Genomic DNA, 19,233 nt, shown 5'->3' on the forward strand with positions numbered 1-19,233 from the left:
CAGCTAGTATCAAGGTGTTTATCCTTCGCTGATCTTATGGGGCCGTAATGACCGAGTACTTTATCCAGGCGTTTATCTATCTGACCGCCGCTGTTGTCGCGGTGCCATTGGCGAAGCGCCTGGGTTTGGGGTCGGTATTGGGGTATCTGGTGGCGGGTGTCGTCATCGGGCCGGTGACGGGGCTGGTGGGCCAGGAAACCGCAACCATTCAGCATTTTGCCGAGTTTGGTGTGGTCATGATGCTGTTTCTGGTGGGCATGGAGCTGGACCCGAAATCCCTCTGGGCCATGCGGATTCGTTTGCTGGGCCTGGGCGGCCTGCAAGTGGTGCTCACCTCCGCTGCCGGAATGGCGATTGCCTGGTGGATGGGGCTGCAATGGCAGACCACCGTCGCCGTTGGCCTTATCTTCTCGTTGTCTTCTACCGCCATTGTGCTGCAGACCCTGAACGAGAAAGGACTTAGCAAAACCGAGGGGGGCCGGGGCGCTTTCTCGGTGCTGTTGTTCCAGGATATTGCGGTCATTCCCATGCTGGCGGTGATTCCCCTGCTGGCGATATCCGAACTGGCGGGCGTTGGGGCGACGGACCCCGGGCACCAGGGCGGTTTCAGCCTGGTGGCGCATCTGCCAGGCTGGGCTCACGCCCTGGTGGTGATCGGCTCTGTGACTACGGTGATCGTCGGCGGTCATTACCTGAGCCGGCCCCTGTTTCGTTACGTGGTTCAGTCCGGTATGCGGGAGGTTTTTACGGCCACCGCGTTAATGCTGGTGATCGGTATCGCCGCGCTGATGAGCATCGTCAATCTGTCGCCGGCGCTCGGGGCCTTCCTCGCCGGTGTGGTGCTGGCCAACAGCGAGTTCCGTCACGAACTCGTGGCCAACATTGAGCCCTTCAAAGGGCTACTGCTCGGATTGTTTTTCATCACGGTGGGTGCCGGTATCAACTTTGAGGTGCTGGCGGCGCAATGGGGCACAGTAATCACATTGGCGCTGGCGGTTATCCTGGTCAAGGCAGCAATTCTGCTGCTCCTGGCCTTGTTATTCGGGCTGCGGGGCCGTGATGGCTGGCTGTTCACCCTCGGGCTGGCCCAGGCCGGCGAATTCGGCTTCGTGCTGCTGACCTACAGCATGCAGAACAGTGTGATCCCGGCGGACATCGCCCAGCTTCTGGGATTGGTGGTGGCGCTGTCCATGTTCCTGACGCCTCTGTTGTTTATTGCCTACGACCGGCTGATCTTGCCGCGGTATCGTGAAGCCCGCAATGAGCAGCGGGAAGCCGATGTGATCGAGGAGCAGGCGCCAGTGATCGTGGCCGGGGTTGGACGATTTGGCCAGATTGTGTGCCGGTTGTTGCGGGCCAACAAGATTCCCATTGTCGCGCTGGATCTGGCCCTGGATCAGATTGAAAACCTGCGACGTATCAACATCAAAAGCTATTTCGGTGACGCCAGCCATACGGGTTTACTGGAAACGGCGGGCATCGCCCACGCGCGCATGCTCGTGGTTGCGATTGACGACCGGGATAGAGCCGTGGCCCTGGTCCGCCACGTCAAGCAACACTACCCCGGCGTCTGGCTACTGGCGCGTGCGTTCGACCGGGGCCATGGCTACGAACTTCGCCAGGCGGGCGCTGACGACGTCGTCAGCGAAACCTACCACTCCGCGGTGGAACTGGGCGGTCATGCGCTGACCGCATTCGGCGTTCACCCATTGCGGTCGCGACAGATGACCTGGGCGTTTATCAATAATGAAAAGTCCCACGAGGACGAACTGTTCGACGCCTGGAAGGAAATCGAGGAGGGTATCCGCTTCAGCCCCCGTTATGGTGAGCTGTTCATGAAGCTGGAGGACACCCTGAGTGACGTGATGCAGCAGGACTGGGAACCGCCCAGCCGTGAGGAGGTGCCCTTGTGGTCACCTCCCAAAACGGATGAGTGAAACGCGCCTGGGGAGCGTGACTCGTCTTGCCATTGCTTCACCCCTTGTTCTTTTATGCAAACAATATTCTCAAATATTTGGAATACATGTCCGTAATCGGACAGGTTAGTCTGAATTCACCGAAACACGAAGGAGAATTCAGACATGAAGGTACTGATTGTACTGGCCCACCCGGAAAGGCGGTCATTCAGTGGGGGTTTGGTGGATGTGGCTACGGAAACCCTGAATCTGGCGGGGCACGAGGTAGAAATAGACGATCTCTATGGGGAAGGTTTTGATCCGGTGGAGCGTTCGTCGTGGTATGGCAAGCGTCAGGATGAGTGCTATTTTGCTCCGCTGACGGAGCAGCGGGCTCACTATGATGCCAATGCATTACCTCAAGACGTGCAGCGTGAGATAGCCAGGCTGAATTGGGCCGATCTGGTGATTTTCCAGTTTCCGCTATGGTGGCATTCTCAACCCGCCATATTGAAGGGCTGGTTTGATCGTGTGTTGGTCTATGGCGGACTTTACTCGGGAAGCATGCGCTATGATCGTGGCTATTTTCGCGGTAAACAGGCGATGTGTTCCGTGACCACAGGTTCGCCGGAGCAGGCGTTCATGCCATTTGGCCGCGCCGGCAATATGGTGGAATGGCTGTGGCCGGTTCATTCTTCACTGTATTACGTGGGCTATGACGTGCTGGCACCGCACATAAGCTATGGGGTGCAGGGTGGCGGCATCCGCTATCAGGAGGAAGGCGCGTTCCGGGACCATCTGGAGGCACTGAAAGACCAGTGGGCGCACCGGTTGTCGGGGATTGAACAGGACGCGCCAATTCCCTTTACTGGCTGGAATGACTGGGACGATGCCGGAGTGCTCAAACACTCGAATCCGACGCGTTGGCGGTTGTGAGCAACGTTGTGATTTGCCCTGAGAAGACTATGCTTGAGCTAAGGCCCGGCAGAGGAGAGCATCGCCTTGGCACAACAACGGGACGTCACGGTCTTTTACGATGAACGGGTATTGGCCCATCACCCCGATACCAACATGGATTTCCTGCCCGGCCGCCTGGACAAACGGGTACGTTCCATTCTTTCAGGCCTCAATGTGCAGTGGAAGTACCCCGAGCATCCAGGCCGTATTACCGCGATCATGGACTTGCTTGCCCGTGATCCCATTCCCGGTGTCCGGATCGAGCCTGGTAAGGCGGCAACGCCGGATCAGTTGAGCCGGGTTCATACGACTTCGTTCCTGGACGACATATTCTCATTGCGGGACGAAAGTGCGTGGCTGGATGTGGATACCACAGCCGTTTCACCGGGCAGTGTTGAAGCTGCCGAAGTCGCTGCAGGCACGGCCATCGCAGCCGTGGAAGCGGTGGTTGAGGGCCGAACGAACAGCGCCTTCGCAATGGTCAGGCCGCCTGGTCACCATGCTGAGCCAGTACGCGCAAGGGGGTTCTGCCTCTTCAATAATGTTGCCGTTGCGGCTGCACACGCGCAGGCGGAGCTGGGCTGTGAACGGGTATTGATCGTCGACTGGGACGCCCACCATGGCAATGGTACCCAGGACATCTTCTGGGCGGATCCGGACACCATGTTTTTTGATATTCACCGGGCCGCACCATTTTACCCAGGCAGTGGCGCGTTAACCGACGTAGGCGCCGGCCTGGGCGAGGGCACCACCATTAACGTGCCCATGCCCGGTGGCGCGGGCGATGTCGCTTACCTGAAAGCGCTGCGGGAGATACTGGTACCCGCCGCAGACTACTTCAAACCGGACCTGGTACTGGTTTCCGCCGGCTTTGATGCCCATTGGTACGACCTGGCGCTCAATGTGTCCTACGAAGGCTTCTCAGCCATGACGGGCATTGTGCAGGAAATTGCGGACAAGCACTGTAACGGCCGGCTGGTCATGGTGCTGGAGGGCGGTTACAATACCGAATCATTGTCTCATGGCGTGCACGCAGTGCTTCGGGCACTGGCCGGTGGCACGTTGGCGGAACCAAGGGTCTGCGGCATGGAAGAAGTGGACACTGCCATCGATTTTCATAAGGGCGCCTTCGAGCCCGATAACACGGATTAGTCCTTCTCTGCAGCCTTCCCAAAAATAAAATAGCGGTTTCCTATCGAACGGCTAAAAACAATCAATTTGAATGTTTTTGATCAAATCAATACTTTAGCCAACTCAAGTTAGCCAATGCCTAAACTCAACCAACGGGAGATATCTACTATGGGTATGATTAACAGCGAAATTAAACCGTTCAACGCCACCGCCTTTAAAGGCGGCGAGTTCGTTGAAATTTCTGAAGCCGACGTAAAAGGGAAGTGGTCTGTCTTCTTCTTCTACCCGGCCGACTTCACTTTTGTATGCCCGACCGAGCTGGGCGACGTTGCCGACAAGTATGAAGAGCTGCAGAAGCTGGGTGTGGAAGTATTCTCCGTATCCACCGATACGCACTTTACCCACAAGGCGTGGCACAGCAGCTCCGAGACTATCGGCAAGATCAACTACTTCATGGTAGGCGACCAGACCGGCACCATCACCAACAACTTTGGTGTGATGCGTGAGGGCCAGGGCCTGGCAGACCGCGCTACTTTCCTGATCGACCCGGATGGTGTTATCCAGGCCATGGAAATCACTGCCGAAGGTATCGGCCGTGACGCTGACGACCTGCTGCGCAAGGTAAAAGCGGCTCAGTACGTTCGTAACAACCCCGGCGAAGTTTGCCCGGCCAAGTGGAAAGAAGGCGAAGCGACTCTGACTCCGTCACTGGACCTGGTTGGCAAGATCTAAGGTTTCGGTAACAGTGAAACCTGTAAAAGGCCCGCTCTGCGGGCCTTTTTTGGTGCGCCCGGCACGGGCGCACTCCTGGAGGTGGAAGTCCTCCCGTGAGCTGGCCACAGCGAACGAAGTGAAGCGCAACTGCGGAAGGGTGACCGACCGTGGAGAGGAAGCGTGGAGCGTAAACCGTGAGCCGATGAACAAGAATCGGATATGAGGCATTGCCGAGCAGGGTGAGCGGGCCAAAAGCCGCGAAGCTCTTGTGGCCAAGGCGAGGTGGTGTAAATCCGGCGGTTGTGCGGTGAAGGAGTGTGTTCTTACCCGGGGAGATCTCGCCTCATGCCTGAAAGGGCGACGTGGTAACACGGAGCGAGAAGTCAGCAGAGGCCATAGTAGCCGCTTATTCAGGGTGAAGGGCTGAACGAGAAGGAGCGTCAAACGCCTTGTCGATGAGTACTGTACAGCATCAGATGTCCGCGTCAGCGGAGCGGGTTGCAGGACGGGAAGGTGAAGCCTTGCCGGACGTGACCCGCGATGAAACAGGACTCCCGCGACAAGAATCGGAAGGCGCAGGGCGACACCTGCTGGAGCAGGCGTTCGCACGAGAGAACATGCAGCGGGCATGGAAGCGCGTGAAGGCCAACAAGGGATCTGCGGGTGTTGATGGACTGGACATTGCCCAGACCGCCGAACACCTGAGATGGACGTGGCCGGCGCTCCGGCAGCAACTGCTGGAGGGCTCCTATCGGCCACAGCCTGTCCGTCGGGTAGGCATCCCGAAGCCGGACGGCAGTGAACGGGAACTGGGTATCCCTACCGTCACCGACCGTCTGATTCAACAGGCACTGTTGCAAGCGCTGCAACCTCTGATTGATCCCACCTTCAGCGAACACAGCCATGGCTTCCGTCCGGGTCGTCGGGCCCAGGATGCGGTTCTGGCTGCGCAACGCTACGCCCAGCAGGGCTGCCACATCGTTGTGGACGTTGACCTGTCGAAGTTCTTCGACCGGGTTAATCACGACATCCTGATCGACCGCCTGAGGAAGCGCGTGAACGACCCCGGAGTCATCCGGCTGGTTCGTGCGTATCTGAATGCGGGCATCATGGACGGTGGCGTAGTTATAGAACGATACGAGGGCACGCCGCAAGGCGGGCCACTGTCGCCACTGCTGGCGAATGTTCTGCTGGATGAGGTGGATCGGGAACTGGAACGCCGGGGGCACTGCTTCGCTCGTTATGCCGACGACTGCAACGTCTACGTTCGCAGTCATAAAGCGGGAGAGCGGGTGATGCGGTTGCTACACCGTTGTTACGACAAATTGCACTTGGTGATCAACGCATCCAAAAGTGCAGTCACCAGCGTGTTCGGCCGTAAGTTCCTCGGTTATGCCCTATGGCAGACAAAGGATGGAGACGTCCGGCGCGCCGTATCAACAAAAGCGTTACAGGCGTTCAAGCTGAGGATCAGGCAACTGACCCGAGGGTCAGGTGGTCGCAGCATCTCACAAGTGGTGGAAAAGCTCCGCAGCTACCTGCTCGGATGGAAAGGGTACTTCAGACTGGCGCAAACGCCTCGCATCTGGCGATCGCTGGATGAGTGGATACGTCGTCGCCTGAGAGCCTTGCATCTTAAACAGTGGCGGCGGGGCAAGACCATCTACCGGGAGCTGTTGCGCTTGGGCGCAAGTCCCTGGGTGGCGGAATCCGTGGCGGCTCTGAGCCACCGCTGGTGGCATAACAGTCGCTCCGCCATTCACAATGTGCTGACGACTGCCTACTTCGACCGGTTGGGTGTGCCGCGCCTCTCGTGATACCTCAACTTCTCGAACCGCCCGGTGCGGACCCGCTTGCCGGGTGGTGTGGGAGGGGCGGAACCTGCTGGTTCCCCCCTATCCCGATTTGTGCGCCAGGCATGGCGCGTAGCGCCTTGACGGGCGCTGTTCCGGTACAGGTGGTGCTGGCCGGATGACTTGGGGGTGCAAGTCCCCTGTGGACCCGGCAAGGGGAACCACTAGCCGGACGGCAAGGGTGTCCATCGTGAGATGGAATCTGAAGGAAGCCGCAGGCAAAGCACTGGCCTGACGAACAGAAATCGCATATGAGGCGGTCACACCGGGTAAGGCGTCAACTATCGTCAAAGCCCTGTACTTGCACGGAAGGTGTGGACGTAAATGCGGCGGGCATAAGTGTGAAGGTCACGCGTCTTACCCTGGGAAGTCTGGTTCTCTGCCGCTGTGCTACTCACTTCGCGAGAGGTGGGGATGGGGAGCCAGAACTCAGCCGAGGCCATAGTAGGTGCGTCACCGCGTACGGAAGGGCCGAACATGGTTGGCCGTTAGTAGGCGATGAGTTCTCGTAGTGTGCTTATGAAGACAGAAGCGACCCGGATGGGGCAGGGCATTCAGGAAGGCGCTGGACGGTATCCGGCAGAGACTGAAGTCCGTGTCGAGGCAGACGCGGGGGCTCACTCGTGGACGAACGCGGAGCCGAACACGCTGATGGAACAGGTGCTTGAGCGCCCGAACCTGATGCGTGCGTATCAGCGGGTGGTATCCAATAAGGGTGCCGCCGGTGTCGATCAGATGCCGGTGATGGCCCTGAAGGGCCACCTGCAACAGCATTGGCCAACGCTGCGCGAGCGGCTGTTGGCCGGAGACTACCATCCTCAACCGGTCCGCCGGGTCAGTATCCCCAAGCCGCAAGGCGGGGAGCGGACACTGGGTATCCCAACGGTGCAGGACCGCCTGATCCAACAAGCCCTTCACCAGGTGCTGAGCCCGACGCTGGAACCGACCTTCTCGGATCACAGCTATGGGTTCCGCCCCGGTCGAAGTGCCCACCAGGCGGTCAAGGCGATGCAGCAACACATCAACGACGGCCACCGCTGGGTGGTCGATCTGGATCTGGCCCAGTTCTTTGACCGGGTCAACCACGATGTGCTGATGAGCCTGCTGGCTTGTCGCATAGCCGACCGGCGGATACTCACCCTGATCCGGCGTTACCTGCAAGCCGGCATGCTCGAAGGAGGACTGGTCAGCCCGAGACGGGAAGGCACGCCGCAAGGCGGCCCCCTGTCGCCCTTGCTCTCTAACGTGCTCCTGACCGAACTGGATCGGGAGCTGGAGCGGCGGGGACACCGGTTCTGCCGCTATGCGGACGACTGCAACATTTACGTCAGCAGCAAAAGATCCGGCGAACGGGTGATGGCCAGTATTACCCACTTCCTGGAAACGCGCTTGCGCCTGAAGGTGAATACGGTGAAAAGCGCCGTGGACCGCCCCTGGCGTCGGAGCTTTCTGGGTTACAGCGTGAGCTGGCATAAACGTCAGGTCCGGTTGAGAGTCGCGCCCAAAAGCCTGAAGGCCTTCATGGCCAAGCTTCGCCCCCTGCTGAAACGGTCACGGGGACAGTCGTTGACGACCACCATCCGGAACCTGAACCCGGTGCTGAGAGGCTGGGCAAATTACTATCGCCTGACCGCCTCGAAGCGTTCGGTCGAAGCCCTGGATGGCTGGATAAGACGGCGGCTTCGCCTGATCCTGTGGCAGCAGTGGAAGCGGACCCGCACGCGGGCCCGCAACCTGGTACGGCTAGGCTTGACTGAGATAAGGGCTTGGAGGAGCGCGACCAATGGTCGTGGACCCTGGTGGAACAGTGGCGCGACTCATATGAACGCGGCCCTGCCTAAGAGGGTATTCGACCGTCTGTCTCTGGTAAGCTTGCTGGATACGATGACTCGGCTTCAGAGCCGACCATGAACCGCCGTGGTACGGAACCGTATGCCCGGTGGTGTGAGAGGACGGGGGAGGTAACTCCCCCTCCTACTCGATTCTATCCAATTGATTTATCGAGTCGAATAGCAAAGGCCTATCAAATACTTTGGATCAATTAATTTGAGCTGTGGAAGGCCAGTCCGTATCGTTCTCCTATATTCGATTCACGACTCAAACCGAGTTCGCACATTCAGTTTTACGCTATTCAGAGGGGAAAAGAGAGCATGTTGGATGCCAGTATCAAGGAACAGTTGAACGCTTACATGGACAAGCTGCAGCAGCCGATCGAGCTGGTTGCCGCTTATGACGACAGCGAAAAGTCCCAGGAACTGAAGCAGTTGCTGGACGAGCTCGAGCCCATGTCTGACAAGATCAGCCTGCGCACGGAAGAGTCAGAGCAAGTACGTCGCCCGTCATTTGCCATTAATCGTGTTGGCAGCGACATCGGCGTGCGATTCGCCGGCATCCCCATGGGCCATGAATTTACCTCCCTTGTTCTGGCGCTGTTGCAGGTAGGTGGTCATCCGCCCAAGGCCAGCCAGGAAGTGATTGAACAGGTCAAAGACCTGGACGGCGACTTTGAGTTTGAAACCTACTTCTCGCTGTCGTGCCAGAACTGTCCGGACGTGGTCCAGGCGCTGAACCTGATGAGCGTCCTCAATCCAAGGATCAAGCATACGGCGATCGACGGTGCCCTGTTCCAGGATGAAGTGGAGCAGCGTGAAGTCATGGCAGTGCCCAGCGTTTATCTCAATGGCAAGCCGTTTGGCCAGGGCCGCATGACTCTGGAGCAGATTATCGCGAAGGTCGACACTGGTGCAGAGGCTCGTGACGCTGAGAAGCTCCAGCAAAAAGACCCGTTCGAGGTGCTGGTCATTGGAGGTGGCCCGGCGGGTTCTTCAGCCGCTATCTATGCGGCGCGCAAGGGTATCTCTACCGGTATCGCCGCAGAACGCTTCGGTGGCCAGGTGGCGGACACCATGGGCATCGAGAACCTGATCTCTGTGCCCTACACCGAGGGCCCCAAGCTGGTGGCGGCCATGGAGCAGCACGTCAAGGAATATGATGTAGACATCATGAACCTGCAGCGCGCTGAAAAACTGATCCCGGCGGCCCGTAAGGGTGGCTACCACGAAGTGCGTCTGGCCAATGGCGCCTCTTTGAAGAGCCGCACGCTGGTTCTGTCCACCGGCGCTCGCTGGCGCCAGATGGGTGTTCCGGGAGAAGAGGAATACCGCAATAAAGGTGTGGCCTATTGCCCGCACTGCGACGGCCCCTTGTTCAAGGGCAAGCGTGTGGCGGTGATCGGCGGCGGTAACTCCGGCGTGGAAGCGGCCATCGACCTGGCGGGTATTGTTGGCCACGTGACTCTGATTGAGTTCGGCGCTGCCATGCGCGCAGACGATGTGCTGCAGAAGAAACTGCGCAGCCTGAAGAACGTGGAAATCATTACCTCGGGCCAGACCACTGAGATTACCGGCGAGAACGGCAAGGTGAACGGCCTTCAGTATACCGACCGCACAACCGGAGAGAGCCACCATGTATCGTTGGAAGGTGTGTTCGTCCAGATTGGCCTGGTGCCGAACACCGAGTGGCTGAAAGGTGACATCGAGCTGAGCCAGCATGGCGAGATCATTGTCGACGACCGGGGCGAAACCTCCATCCCGGGCGTGTTTGCGGCCGGTGACGCTACCACCGTGCCCTACAAGCAGATCGTGATCTCTATGGGTGAAGGCTCCAAGGCCGCCCTGAGCGCGTTCGACTTCCTGATTCGAAACTCTGTTGATGAGAGCGAGAGTGACGAAGCTGCGGCCTGAAGCTCCGCCTGAAATTCGGAGTGAAAACAGGTTCACACACGGCTGACCCCTAACCAGTTCGTGTTTTTCCGCCCCGTTGTCCGGTTTCCGGATAGCGGGGCTTTTTTATGGGCGTTTCCTGGGAGTGGAGCGGTTAGGTTGTACAAGTCGATTACTTTCTGTACACTTTATTTTAATTGAACGTTCAATTAATAAAACGGACAGGAAGCGCGATGCCGATTGTTGGCGTGAAAGATACCCGAAAGCAGCAACTGATTGATGCCACCATGGCGTTTATTGCCGAGCTGGGGCTGCAGAACACCACCATCATCTCCATCAGCCGTCGTGCCGGCATGTCGTCCGGCATCATCAGCCACTATTTCGGTGGTAAGCAGGGGCTGATCGAAGCTGCGCTGCGTTATTTGCTGGACCAGTTGGGGAAGGAGCTGCGGGAGCGGATGGCCCGCACCGACGGGTCGCCTGAACAACGCCTTCAGTGCATCGTGGAAGCCAACTTTTCCGAGTTCCAGCGTACCGATCTGGCGGCAAAGACCTGGCTCAGCTTCTGGGCCCGCTCCATGCACGAGCCGGGTTTGCAGCGCCTGCAGCAGATCAACAACGCCAGGCTGTACAGTAATCTGCGTTACTCCTTCGCCCAGCGTTTGCCAAAACAGGCCGCCACCGAAGCCGCCCGCCAGCTGGCGTCGATGATCGACGGTTTCTGGCTGCGAAGTGCCCTGAGCACCGATCCCCAGGAAGGCTTCTCAGCGGCGGAAACGCTGTGTAAACGATTTGCATTGAACGCACTCGAATCCGCCCTTAATTAACCCCGAATTCACACGATCAGGTTTGAATCCCATGACTGAATTGCCCCGTTATCAGAATTTTATCAACGGCCAGCCCATGGCCAATGCCTCCGGTGAAACCTTCCCGGTTGTGAATCCGGCCACGGGCGAAGTGATCTATGAAATGGAAATCGCCGATGAAGCTGTCCAAAAGGCCGCGATAGACAGCGCCCAGGACGGCTTCAAGGTCTGGTCTGCGATGACCGGTGCCCAGCGTGGCCGTATTCTCCAGCGTGCCGTGGCGTTGCTGCGGGAGCGTAATGACGAACTGGCTGCCCTGGAAGTTCAGGACACCGGCAAACCCTGGCAGGAAGCCCAGGTCGTAGACGTGGTAACCGGTGCAGACACCCTGGAGTATTTTACGGGGCTGGCGCCCTCGGTAGAGGGCAACCAGCAGGACCTTGGCGGGGATTTCTATTACACCCGTCGTGAGCCGCTGGGCGTGTGCGCTGGTATCGGTGCGTGGAACTACCCGCTGCAGATTGCCTGCTGGAAGTCCGCCCCGGCCCTGGCTACCGGCAACAGCATGATCTTCAAGCCCTCGGAGGAAACACCAATGGGCGCCCTCAAGCTGGCGGAGATCTTTGTCGAAGCCGGCGTACCGGCCGGCGTGTTCAACGTGGTCCAGGGCGCGGGTGATGTCGGTGCCTGGCTAACCCACAGCCCCGATATCGCCAAGGTGTCGTTCACCGGGGAAGTTGGCACTGGCCGGAAGGTAATGACCGCTGCCGCTTCAACCCTGAAAGACGTCACCATGGAGCTGGGTGGTAAATCACCGCTGATTATTTTCGATGACGCGGATATCGATAACGCGGTGTCCGCCGCCATGCTGGGTAACTTCTATACCCAGGGAGAGGTCTGCACCAACGGGACGCGCGTGTTTGTGCATGAAGACATCTATTCGGAGTTCATGGACCGCCTGCTGGAGCGGACACTGAACAATATCCGTATGGGCGATCCCACCGATCCGGACACCAACTTCGGCGCGCTGATCTCACAGAAGCATCAGCAACTGGTGCTGGACTACATCGAGAAAGGCATTGCCGAGGGTGCAACCCTCAGTCACGGCGGCAAGGCCGCGAAGCCGGCCTCCGCGCCCGGGGGTTACTTTGTGGAGCCCACGATCTTCACCGACTGTACCGATGACATGACCATCTGCCGCGAGGAAATTTTCGGGCCGGTGATGTCGGTACTGACCTTCTCCGACGAGGAGGAAGTGATCGACCGTGCAAATAGCACGGATACGGGCCTGGCAGCCGGGGTATTCACCAGCGACATTCGTCGGGCCCACCGTGTCATTCATCGCATCCAGGCTGGCATCTGCTGGATCAACAGCTACGGAGCATCGCCTGCGGAAATGCCGGTGGGTGGCTACAAGCTCTCCGGTGTTGGCCGCGAGAACGGCCGAGTCACACTCGACCACTACACCCAACTGAAGGCGGTGTACGTGGGCATGGAAGACATAGACAGCCCTTTTTAAGCGGGTTGCCGGGAGTTGCGTATGAAAGAAGTGAACTACGATTACATCATTGTCGGCGCGGGGTCTGCAGGCTGTGTGCTGGCCAACCGGCTTACCGAGGATGGCCGCCACCGGGTGCTGCTGCTGGAAACCGGCGGCAGCGACAAGAGCATCTTTATCCAGATGCCCACGGCGCTGTCCATCCCCATGAACACCAAAAAATACGCCTGGCAGTTTGAGACCGAGCCGGAACCCTACCTGGATAACCGCCGCATGCACTGCCCCCGGGGCAAGGTGCTGGGCGGCTCTTCCTCCATCAACGGCATGGTATACGTACGTGGCCATGCCCGTGATTTCGACGAGTGGCAGGAGCAGGGCGCCGAGGGCTGGGACTATCGCCACTGCCTGCCCTATTTCAAGAAGGCGGAAACCTGGGCCTTTGGCGCTGATGACTACCGTGGTGACCAGGGCCCGCTGGGCGTGAATAACGGCAACAACATGCAGAACCCGCTCTACAAGGCCTTTGTGGATGCGGGCGTGGATGCCGGTTATTTCGCCACCGACGACTACAACGGCGAGCGCCAGGAAGGTTTCGGCGCCATGCACATGACCGTCAAGAATGGCCGCCGCTGGTCTACCGCCAACGCTTACCTGCGCCCCGCCATGGCGCGGGACAATCTGACAGTGGTCACCCATGCCCTGGTGCACAAGGTGTTGCTGGAGGGCAAACAGGCCACCGGTGTGCGCTACGAGAAAGACGGCAAGCTGGTGGACGTTACGGCGTCAGAGGAAGTGATCCTGTCCGCCGGGTCTATCGGTTCGCCTCATCTGTTGCAGCTTTCCGGCATTGGCAATCGCGGCGTACTGGAGCAGGCCGAAATCCCCGTCAATCACGAACTGCCCGGTGTCGGCGGTAACCTGCAGGATCATTTGGAGTTTTACTTCCAGTTCCGCTGCAAGCAGCCGGTCTCTCTCAATGGCAAGCTCGACTGGTGGAACAAGCTCAAGATCGGTGTTCGCTGGTTGCTTAAGAAAGACGGCCTGGGCGCCACCAATCACTTCGAGTCCTGCGGCTTTATCCGCTCCAAGGCGGGCGTCGAGTGGCCGGACCTGCAATATCATTTTTTGCCAGCGGCCATGCGCTATGACGGCAAAGAAGCCTTCGATGGCGACGGCTTTCAGTTGCACGTTGGCCACAACAAGCCGAAAAGCCGCGGCTCGGTATATGTGCAGTCAGACGATCCCCGTCAGCCGCCGCGCATCCTCTTCAACTACCTCAAACATGAGGATGATCGCGAGGGTTTCCGTGACTGCGTGCGCCTGACCCGTGAGATTGTCAGTCAGCCTGCCATGGACGCTTATCGGGGCTCGGAAATCCAGCCCGGTGTTGATGTGCAGAGCGACGAAGACATAGACGCCTTTGTCCGCCAGGCGGTGGAAAGCGCCTATCATCCATCCTGCACCTGCAAGATGGGTATGGATGACCAGGCAGTGGTAGGTCCCGACACACGGGTTCATGGCCTCACCGGCCTGCGGGTAGTGGACTCGTCCATTTTCCCCACCATTCCCAACGGCAATCTCAATGCCCCCACCATCATGGTGGCGGAGCGTGCCGCTGACCTTATTCGTGGCGTCGAGCCACTGAATCCGTCCGATGCCGCAGTGGCGATGGACGGGCAATGGCGTGATCGTCAACGCCCCGGAGGGGCCAGACGCGGGACCGCCTAGTACCGTTCCCGGCGGCGCAATGGCCGCCGGTTGTTATGCAAACCATCAGGACTTACCTATCGTCGCTGCGGCGCGATAACCGTGTCGTTCTGAGCGCGCGATAGTTAAGTGTTGACCCGTCAACGCGGGGGTTTGTGTCCGATTCGAATGAACACGTGCTTCAAAGTAGAGGAGGAACACCCATGTTGTCCCATATAATAAGTAACGCCAGAAACTGGAGGTGTGTATGACACTCTGGTTATCCACAGGCCTGATTTTCACTTTCGCGGCTATCGCGCTGATCCTTTTCAAATGGTGGGACCTGAAAGTCATCGGCGTGACGCCGGTACGTACCTTCACGTTTATCGCCATTCTGTTTACCTCGGGCCTGGATGTCGGCCTGATCATGTTTCCGCTGACGGAATTTGCCGGTTACGGCAACCTGACGGAAAGTCCTGAGTACGGCTTCGCTAACCCACTGGCGATTGAGTTCGGGTTCTGGGCCTTTCTGATCTGGGGGTTCTACTTCCTTACCTGCTTCTACTTCTGTGTGATCGAGCCGCGGGTCAAGTTTTTCGACATACCGCTGGTGCGAGTGGTCAACAATGTGGTGATCATCGGCACCTGTGCATTTACTGCGTTCCTGTTGCTGGTCAACCTGCCCTGGTATCTGCCGGAAATTGGTGACGGCGAAACCGTCGTGCCGACGTTCTACCTGATCGTCTTCGCGGCGATTGCGGCGGCGGTTTATTCCAGCAGTAAAATCAAATACGTGCGCATACTCAGCCTGGGTTCCAGTTGGCTGTTTATCGCGCTGATTGCGGTAATGTGGGGCCGTGCCTTCCTGACGGGCAACGGCAGTGTCGGCGACTTCTTTGGCACGGCAGGGTTGATTGGTGAGTACTTCACCAACCTGCATCACTTCATGTTGCCGTTGAACGACTACCACGAGTTTTACCTGTTCTGGTGGTTCTCCTGGAGCATCATGATCGGCCAGTTCACTGCGCGCTTTGTCAGTGGCCTGCGCACCTGGCAGTTGATGATCGCGATGCTGGTGTTTCCGTCCATTGCCATCGGTACCTGGTTCTCGGTGCTCTACCATTACCACGCTGAAGGCCTGAACATCGCCAGCTATATCAACATAGCCATGATCACGGTGGGTATCCTGATGGTGATCAACTCACTGGACTCACTGATCCGGCTCTACACAGACAATCTCAACCTGACCGCAAGCCGGCTGGGACAGTGGAAGTATTATTTCGGCAACCTGATTGTGATGTGTGGTTTGACGCTGCTGTTCCAGCTCGACTTCCTGCGCATTCAGTGGGTGGGCGCTCTGGTGATTGCGCTGTACTTCGGCTGCTTCGTGTACATTGTCACGAAACGTCGCGCTGAGGTGATGGGCATTGAAGGTTCGCCCAAAGAGAATACACTCGACTTCAGGAAGATTGAGTTAGCGAGCTAGATAGCATCACACACCATCAGGGGAAACCCGGGAGGGCTTTATGTTTCTCGCCGAGAAATCGACCGGACACATGATTGAGGTGTTGGACACCAAAATGCTGATCGACCCCAACGAATCGACCGTTAAGGGCAGTCTGCATTTTGGCGAAGAAGCCCAGGACCCGGAGTTTTTCGACAAGGCCGGCCTGAATTTCCCCTCCGGGGAATCCCTGCCGCAGTGCTGGACGGACCCGGATTACCGCAGGCGGTGATCCGGGTTAACCGCAGCCATCAAATGCCAGGTCGGGCTGCCCGCGATGTTTGAGGGAATGAGCCTGACAGAGATGGCGGGCCAGGCGGTCAGCCTGATTGCACTGGGCTTCTGCATTGTCGGCTTTGCCAGCAAGCGGGATGACCGTTTGATGGTGCTGCTGATCTCCGCGAATGTGGCCTTTGCCCTTCAGTTTGCCCTGTTCGGCAGTTGGACGGCGGCGGTGCTGAGTTTGCTGGTGATCGGCCGCATCGTGCTGGCCCGGCGATATCTGGGCAACTGGAAAGTCATGCTGGCGGTGCTCGCGGTAAACCTGCTGGCAGCGGCTCTGACCTGGCGGACTCCCGTCGATTTCTTCGCCATTGGCGCGGCCATGTTCGGTACCGTCGGTATGTTCATGCTGCGCGGCATTCCCATGCGGCTGACGCTGGCCGCTGCTGCGATCTGCTGGATGTTGAACAACCTGCTGATTGGCTCTGTCGGTGGCACGCTGGCAGAGGGTATGGTGGTGGTGACCAATTTCATCACCATCTTCCGCCTGGCGAGAATGAAGCGCCGTTATCCGGAGGCCTTCGCCAAACTGAACGAGCCGGACTCATAGCCGGCCGCGTTCAAAACCCTTCAGTACGTTCACCACATTCACGCCAATGGCATCCACATCGTAGCCTCCTTCCATGGTGAACAGGGTGGGCAGGTTCAGTTTCGCCAGCCGCTCCCCCATCGACAGGTAGTCTGCGGACGTCAGCTTGAAGAAGGAAATCGGATCGTCCTCGAAGGTGTCTACTCCCAGGGCGATCACCAGTGCTTCGGGCTGGTATTCCGTAATGCGCTGACACGCGGTTTCCAGCCCTTCGCGCCAGACCTTGAAGGGCGTGCCGGGTGGATACACCAAGTTCTGGTTATAGCCGTTGCCGTCGCCTTCGCCGGTTTCATCCTCAAACCCGAGAAAATGAGGGAACACCAGGTCTGGGTCGCCGTGCAGGCTGATGGTCAGGACGTCGCTGCGCTGGTAGAAAATGGCCTGGGTACCGTTGCCATGATGGAAGTCGACATCCAATATCGCCACGCGTTTGGCGCCCTGGTCTCGAAATGCCTGGGCGGAAATAGCCGCGTTATTGAAAAAGCAGTAGCCTCCGAACAGGTCGGCATGGGCGTGATGCCCGGGTGGGCGGCATAGTGCAAACGCGGCAGGGTCTCCGTTGGCCACCAGTGACTGTGCGGTCAGCGCTACGTTTGCTGAGGCGCAGGCAGCATCCCAGGTACCCTCGGTGATCGAGGTCTCGGCGGCAAAGCTGTAGTAGCCCAGGCGGCCGTCGATGTCTTTGGGTACCCTTTCCCGCATACCCCGGCCCGGCCAGACGGCGGGAATGGCCTCGCCGGGTTTGTTCTCGGCTTCCCAATCCTCCCAGCAGATTTGAAGGAAGTTCACGTAATCCGGGGTGTGCACGCGCAGAATCGGTTCCAGGCCGAAGTCTTCTGGCGGAAGGACGTCTCCCAGTTGTTCCTGTTTGACCCGGCTCAGTATGGTTTCCGCCCGGGAGGGCTTCTCGTGGGGCGCGATAAGCATGCCACCGTCCAGCTCAGTTGTGGCGGTACGGCGGTTGTGCAGTGGGGAAAAAACGGTCTTCATGGAAAACGATTCAGTGTTGGTTGCAAAGTGTCGTTCGCTGGCGGTCCCTGGCCGATATCTGACAGTATATTACCCATCTAACCAAACAACGAACCTGTTACAGGATGCCGTCATGAAAATCGCTGTCTTCTGTGGCTCCAGCCGGGGCAATGATGTAGGTTTTGCTGAAGCCGCCGAAGTGTTCGGACAGTACATGGCCAGCCAGGGTATGGATCTTGTGTTCGGCGGTGGCAAGGTGGGACTGATGGGGGTGGTGGCCGATGCGGTGCTTGCTGGCGGCGGTCAGGTGTACGGGGTGATCCCCGAGTCTTTACGTGATCGTGAGCTCGCCCACCAGGGGCTGACCCGGCTGGATGTGGTTGGCTCGATGCATGAGCGCAAAGCGCTGATGGCAGACATGGCCGATGCGTTCGTGGCTTTGCCCGGTGGGCCAGGCACCATGGATGAAATCTTCGAGGCCTGGACCTGGGGCCAGCTTGGGTACCACAGCAAGCCGTGTGCCTTCTACAACGTCGATGGCTACTACGATGATTTGCTGGCTTTCATCCGCAAGATGTCGGGCGCCGGCTTCCTGAAACCGGAGTACGCCGAGATGGTCATCGTGGCGGACCAGCCAGTGGATCTGGTAACGGCGCTGAAAAACTATCAGCCGCCGTCCCGCAAATGGTCGTGAAGCTGCTGTAGGCTCAGGTTTTCCGCCGCCAATGAGCGCGAAGATACGCAGAGTGCACCGCAGGCGGCCCCGAGTCGAAGGCAGGTTTGCAGGTTTTCACCGCGCAGGTAGCCGCACAGAAAGCCACTGAAGAATGCATCACCTGCTCCATTGGTATCCTGCACCTGGCGAACCTGAAAAGCCGGTTGTTCAACCCATTGCCCGTCTCGGCTCAACAGCGTGGCGCCGTCACTGCCGTGAGTGCATACTACCAATTCCTTACCATCGCCGATCATCCTTTCCATAAACCCGCGATAGTCCGGCAGGTTGTCACTGGACAGGAAAATCACGCTGGCGGACTCAATAAACGGCTGATGGTGGGGGTTACGGCCGTCGTAGTCGTGAAGGTCCGTCCAGATGGGCTTGTTGGCGTTTTTTGCCAGTGTCATCGCCGGCTTGGTGTAGCCCAGTATATTGATCACCACCAACGTACAGTCGGAGATTGCGGCGGCCACCGGTACCCAGTCAACGACAGCTGGATCAGCCGGTGGCTGTACAAACAGGGAAATCCGGCCACCGTGAGGGTCCATCAGGTTCACGTGCTGCTCTGTCGGCGTGTCGGTGATTTCTGCAAGCAGCTCGATGCCGGGTTTTGCCAGTGCGTGGCGCACCCGATCGGCTTCAGTATCCTTTCCCAGCAGGGTATGGAGGACAACCGGATGCCCCAAAGCTGCCAGATTCAGCGTTTTGCCGGCACCGGTGCTGCCGACGGCTTTGTAACTGTGCCTGGGCCACAGTGTTTGCGGTGTTGGCGTTGGCAGGGCATCCAACTGGACGATGGTATCCAGTGATGCACCACCGATAATCACGATGGAGTTTTTCATGGAGCTGGTCTCTGCAGGAAGATCCGTTCAGCTTACCGGGTGTAAAACTGGTCAGGCTCCTCCCCACGAC

General features: G+C 58.5%; 16 protein-coding genes. 14 read left to right on the forward strand and 2 right to left on the reverse strand.

The window, feature by feature from the left end; genetic code table 11:
* The first annotated feature begins 47 nt into the window (after positions 1-47).
* The 13 genes from R1T46_RS04435 to R1T46_RS04495 all read left to right on the forward strand — a co-directional run bounded on the left by R1T46_RS04435 (position 48) and on the right by R1T46_RS04495 (position 16,598).
* Complete coding sequence (locus tag R1T46_RS04435) at positions 48-1,937, forward strand: monovalent cation:proton antiporter-2 (CPA2) family protein (RefSeq protein ID WP_317307476.1); 1,890 nt, start codon at positions 48-50, stop codon at positions 1,935-1,937.
* Between the two features lie 144 nt (positions 1,938-2,081).
* Positions 2,082-2,831 carry an NAD(P)H-dependent oxidoreductase gene (locus R1T46_RS04440; protein WP_036211652.1) on the forward strand — a complete coding sequence of 250 codons (750 nt, stop codon included), beginning with the start codon at positions 2,082-2,084 and terminating at the stop codon, positions 2,829-2,831.
* 66 nt (positions 2,832-2,897) lie between these two features.
* Complete coding sequence (locus R1T46_RS04445; RefSeq protein ID WP_036211650.1) at positions 2,898-4,004, forward strand: histone deacetylase; 1,107 nt, start codon at positions 2,898-2,900, stop codon at positions 4,002-4,004.
* Between the two features lie 147 nt (positions 4,005-4,151).
* Complete coding sequence (gene ahpC / locus R1T46_RS04450; protein WP_007153032.1) at positions 4,152-4,715, forward strand: alkyl hydroperoxide reductase subunit C; 564 nt, start codon at positions 4,152-4,154, stop codon at positions 4,713-4,715.
* A gap of 431 nt (positions 4,716-5,146) precedes the next feature.
* Complete coding sequence (ltrA, locus tag R1T46_RS04455; protein WP_317306471.1) at positions 5,147-6,514, forward strand: group II intron reverse transcriptase/maturase; 1,368 nt, start codon at positions 5,147-5,149, stop codon at positions 6,512-6,514.
* Positions 6,515-7,069: 555 nt separating this feature from the next.
* Complete coding sequence (gene ltrA / locus R1T46_RS04460) at positions 7,070-8,461, forward strand: group II intron reverse transcriptase/maturase (RefSeq protein WP_127401912.1); 1,392 nt, start codon at positions 7,070-7,072, stop codon at positions 8,459-8,461.
* Positions 8,462-8,700: 239 nt separating this feature from the next.
* On the forward strand, positions 8,701-10,293 hold the full coding sequence (gene ahpF / locus R1T46_RS04465) for an alkyl hydroperoxide reductase subunit F (protein ID WP_036211647.1): 1,593 nt from the start codon (positions 8,701-8,703) through the stop codon (positions 10,291-10,293).
* 212 nt (positions 10,294-10,505) lie between these two features.
* Positions 10,506-11,099 carry a transcriptional regulator BetI gene (gene betI / locus R1T46_RS04470; protein WP_317307477.1) on the forward strand — a complete coding sequence of 198 codons (594 nt, stop codon included), beginning with the start codon at positions 10,506-10,508 and terminating at the stop codon, positions 11,097-11,099.
* Positions 11,100-11,130: 31 nt separating this feature from the next.
* Positions 11,131-12,597, forward strand: coding sequence for a betaine-aldehyde dehydrogenase (gene betB, locus R1T46_RS04475; RefSeq protein ID WP_317307478.1), 1,467 nt, complete (start codon positions 11,131-11,133; stop codon positions 12,595-12,597).
* A 21-nt stretch (positions 12,598-12,618) separates the two neighbouring features.
* Positions 12,619-14,304, forward strand: a complete 1,686-nt coding sequence (gene betA, locus R1T46_RS04480; protein WP_317307479.1) for a choline dehydrogenase — start codon at positions 12,619-12,621, stop codon at positions 14,302-14,304.
* Positions 14,305-14,530: 226 nt separating this feature from the next.
* Complete coding sequence (locus R1T46_RS04485; RefSeq protein ID WP_041332893.1) at positions 14,531-15,748, forward strand: choline transporter; 1,218 nt, start codon at positions 14,531-14,533, stop codon at positions 15,746-15,748.
* Between the two features lie 40 nt (positions 15,749-15,788).
* The gene (locus tag R1T46_RS04490; protein WP_041332895.1) at positions 15,789-15,998 is read left to right on the forward strand and encodes a hypothetical protein; all 210 of its coding nucleotides are present in this window, start codon (positions 15,789-15,791) and stop codon (positions 15,996-15,998) included.
* Between the two features lie 45 nt (positions 15,999-16,043).
* Entirely contained in the window at positions 16,044-16,598 is a 555-nt protein-coding gene (locus R1T46_RS04495) for a YgjV family protein (protein ID WP_036211628.1), read from the forward strand.
* On the opposite strand, the gene R1T46_RS04500 is transcribed toward R1T46_RS04495, so the two are convergent.
* Positions 16,593-17,627: a histone deacetylase family protein gene (locus tag R1T46_RS04500; RefSeq protein ID WP_286811864.1), complete on the reverse strand. Its 1,035-nt coding sequence runs from the start codon at positions 17,625-17,627 to the stop codon at positions 16,593-16,595. The two genes, R1T46_RS04495 and R1T46_RS04500, sit on opposite strands and share 6 nt — an antisense overlap.
* A gap of 112 nt (positions 17,628-17,739) precedes the next feature.
* Between R1T46_RS04500 and R1T46_RS04505 the strand changes: the two genes are divergently transcribed.
* The gene (locus R1T46_RS04505) at positions 17,740-18,300 is read left to right on the forward strand and encodes a TIGR00730 family Rossman fold protein (RefSeq protein WP_075194618.1); all 561 of its coding nucleotides are present in this window, start codon (positions 17,740-17,742) and stop codon (positions 18,298-18,300) included.
* Here the strand turns inward: R1T46_RS04505 and R1T46_RS04510 are convergent.
* Complete coding sequence (locus R1T46_RS04510) at positions 18,273-19,163, reverse strand: carbohydrate kinase family protein (RefSeq protein ID WP_317307480.1); 891 nt, start codon at positions 19,161-19,163, stop codon at positions 18,273-18,275. The genes R1T46_RS04505 and R1T46_RS04510 overlap by 28 nt on opposite strands.
* Positions 19,164-19,233: the final 70 nt, after the last annotated feature.

The sequence above is a fragment of the Marinobacter salarius genome, from assembly GCF_032922745.1.
Classification (GTDB): domain Bacteria; phylum Pseudomonadota; class Gammaproteobacteria; order Pseudomonadales; family Oleiphilaceae; genus Marinobacter.

Bases quoted from the DNA above. Each gene is read 5' to 3' on its own strand.
- R1T46_RS04435 (WP_317307476.1), top strand. From the start codon at position 48: ATGACCGAGTACTTTATCCAGGCGTTTATCTATCTGACCGCCGCTGTT.
- R1T46_RS04440 (WP_036211652.1), top strand. From the start codon at position 2,082: ATGAAGGTACTGATTGTACTGGCCCACCCGGAAAGGCGGTCATTCAGT.
- ahpC (WP_007153032.1), top strand. From the start codon at position 4,152: ATGGGTATGATTAACAGCGAAATTAAACCGTTCAACGCCACCGCCTTT.
- ltrA (WP_127401912.1), top strand. From the start codon at position 7,070: ATGAAGACAGAAGCGACCCGGATGGGGCAGGGCATTCAGGAAGGCGCT.
- ahpF (WP_036211647.1), top strand. From the start codon at position 8,701: ATGTTGGATGCCAGTATCAAGGAACAGTTGAACGCTTACATGGACAAG.
- betI (WP_317307477.1), top strand. From the start codon at position 10,506: ATGCCGATTGTTGGCGTGAAAGATACCCGAAAGCAGCAACTGATTGAT.
- betB (WP_317307478.1), top strand. From the start codon at position 11,131: ATGACTGAATTGCCCCGTTATCAGAATTTTATCAACGGCCAGCCCATG.
- betA (WP_317307479.1), top strand. From the start codon at position 12,619: ATGAAAGAAGTGAACTACGATTACATCATTGTCGGCGCGGGGTCTGCA.
- R1T46_RS04485 (WP_041332893.1), top strand. From the start codon at position 14,531: ATGACACTCTGGTTATCCACAGGCCTGATTTTCACTTTCGCGGCTATC.
- R1T46_RS04490 (WP_041332895.1), top strand. From the start codon at position 15,789: ATGTTTCTCGCCGAGAAATCGACCGGACACATGATTGAGGTGTTGGAC.
- R1T46_RS04495 (WP_036211628.1), top strand. From the start codon at position 16,044: ATGTTTGAGGGAATGAGCCTGACAGAGATGGCGGGCCAGGCGGTCAGC.
- R1T46_RS04500 (WP_286811864.1), bottom strand. From the start codon at position 17,627: ATGAAGACCGTTTTTTCCCCACTGCACAACCGCCGTACCGCCACAACT.
- R1T46_RS04505 (WP_075194618.1), top strand. From the start codon at position 17,740: ATGAAAATCGCTGTCTTCTGTGGCTCCAGCCGGGGCAATGATGTAGGT.
- R1T46_RS04510 (WP_317307480.1), bottom strand. From the start codon at position 19,163: ATGAAAAACTCCATCGTGATTATCGGTGGTGCATCACTGGATACCATC.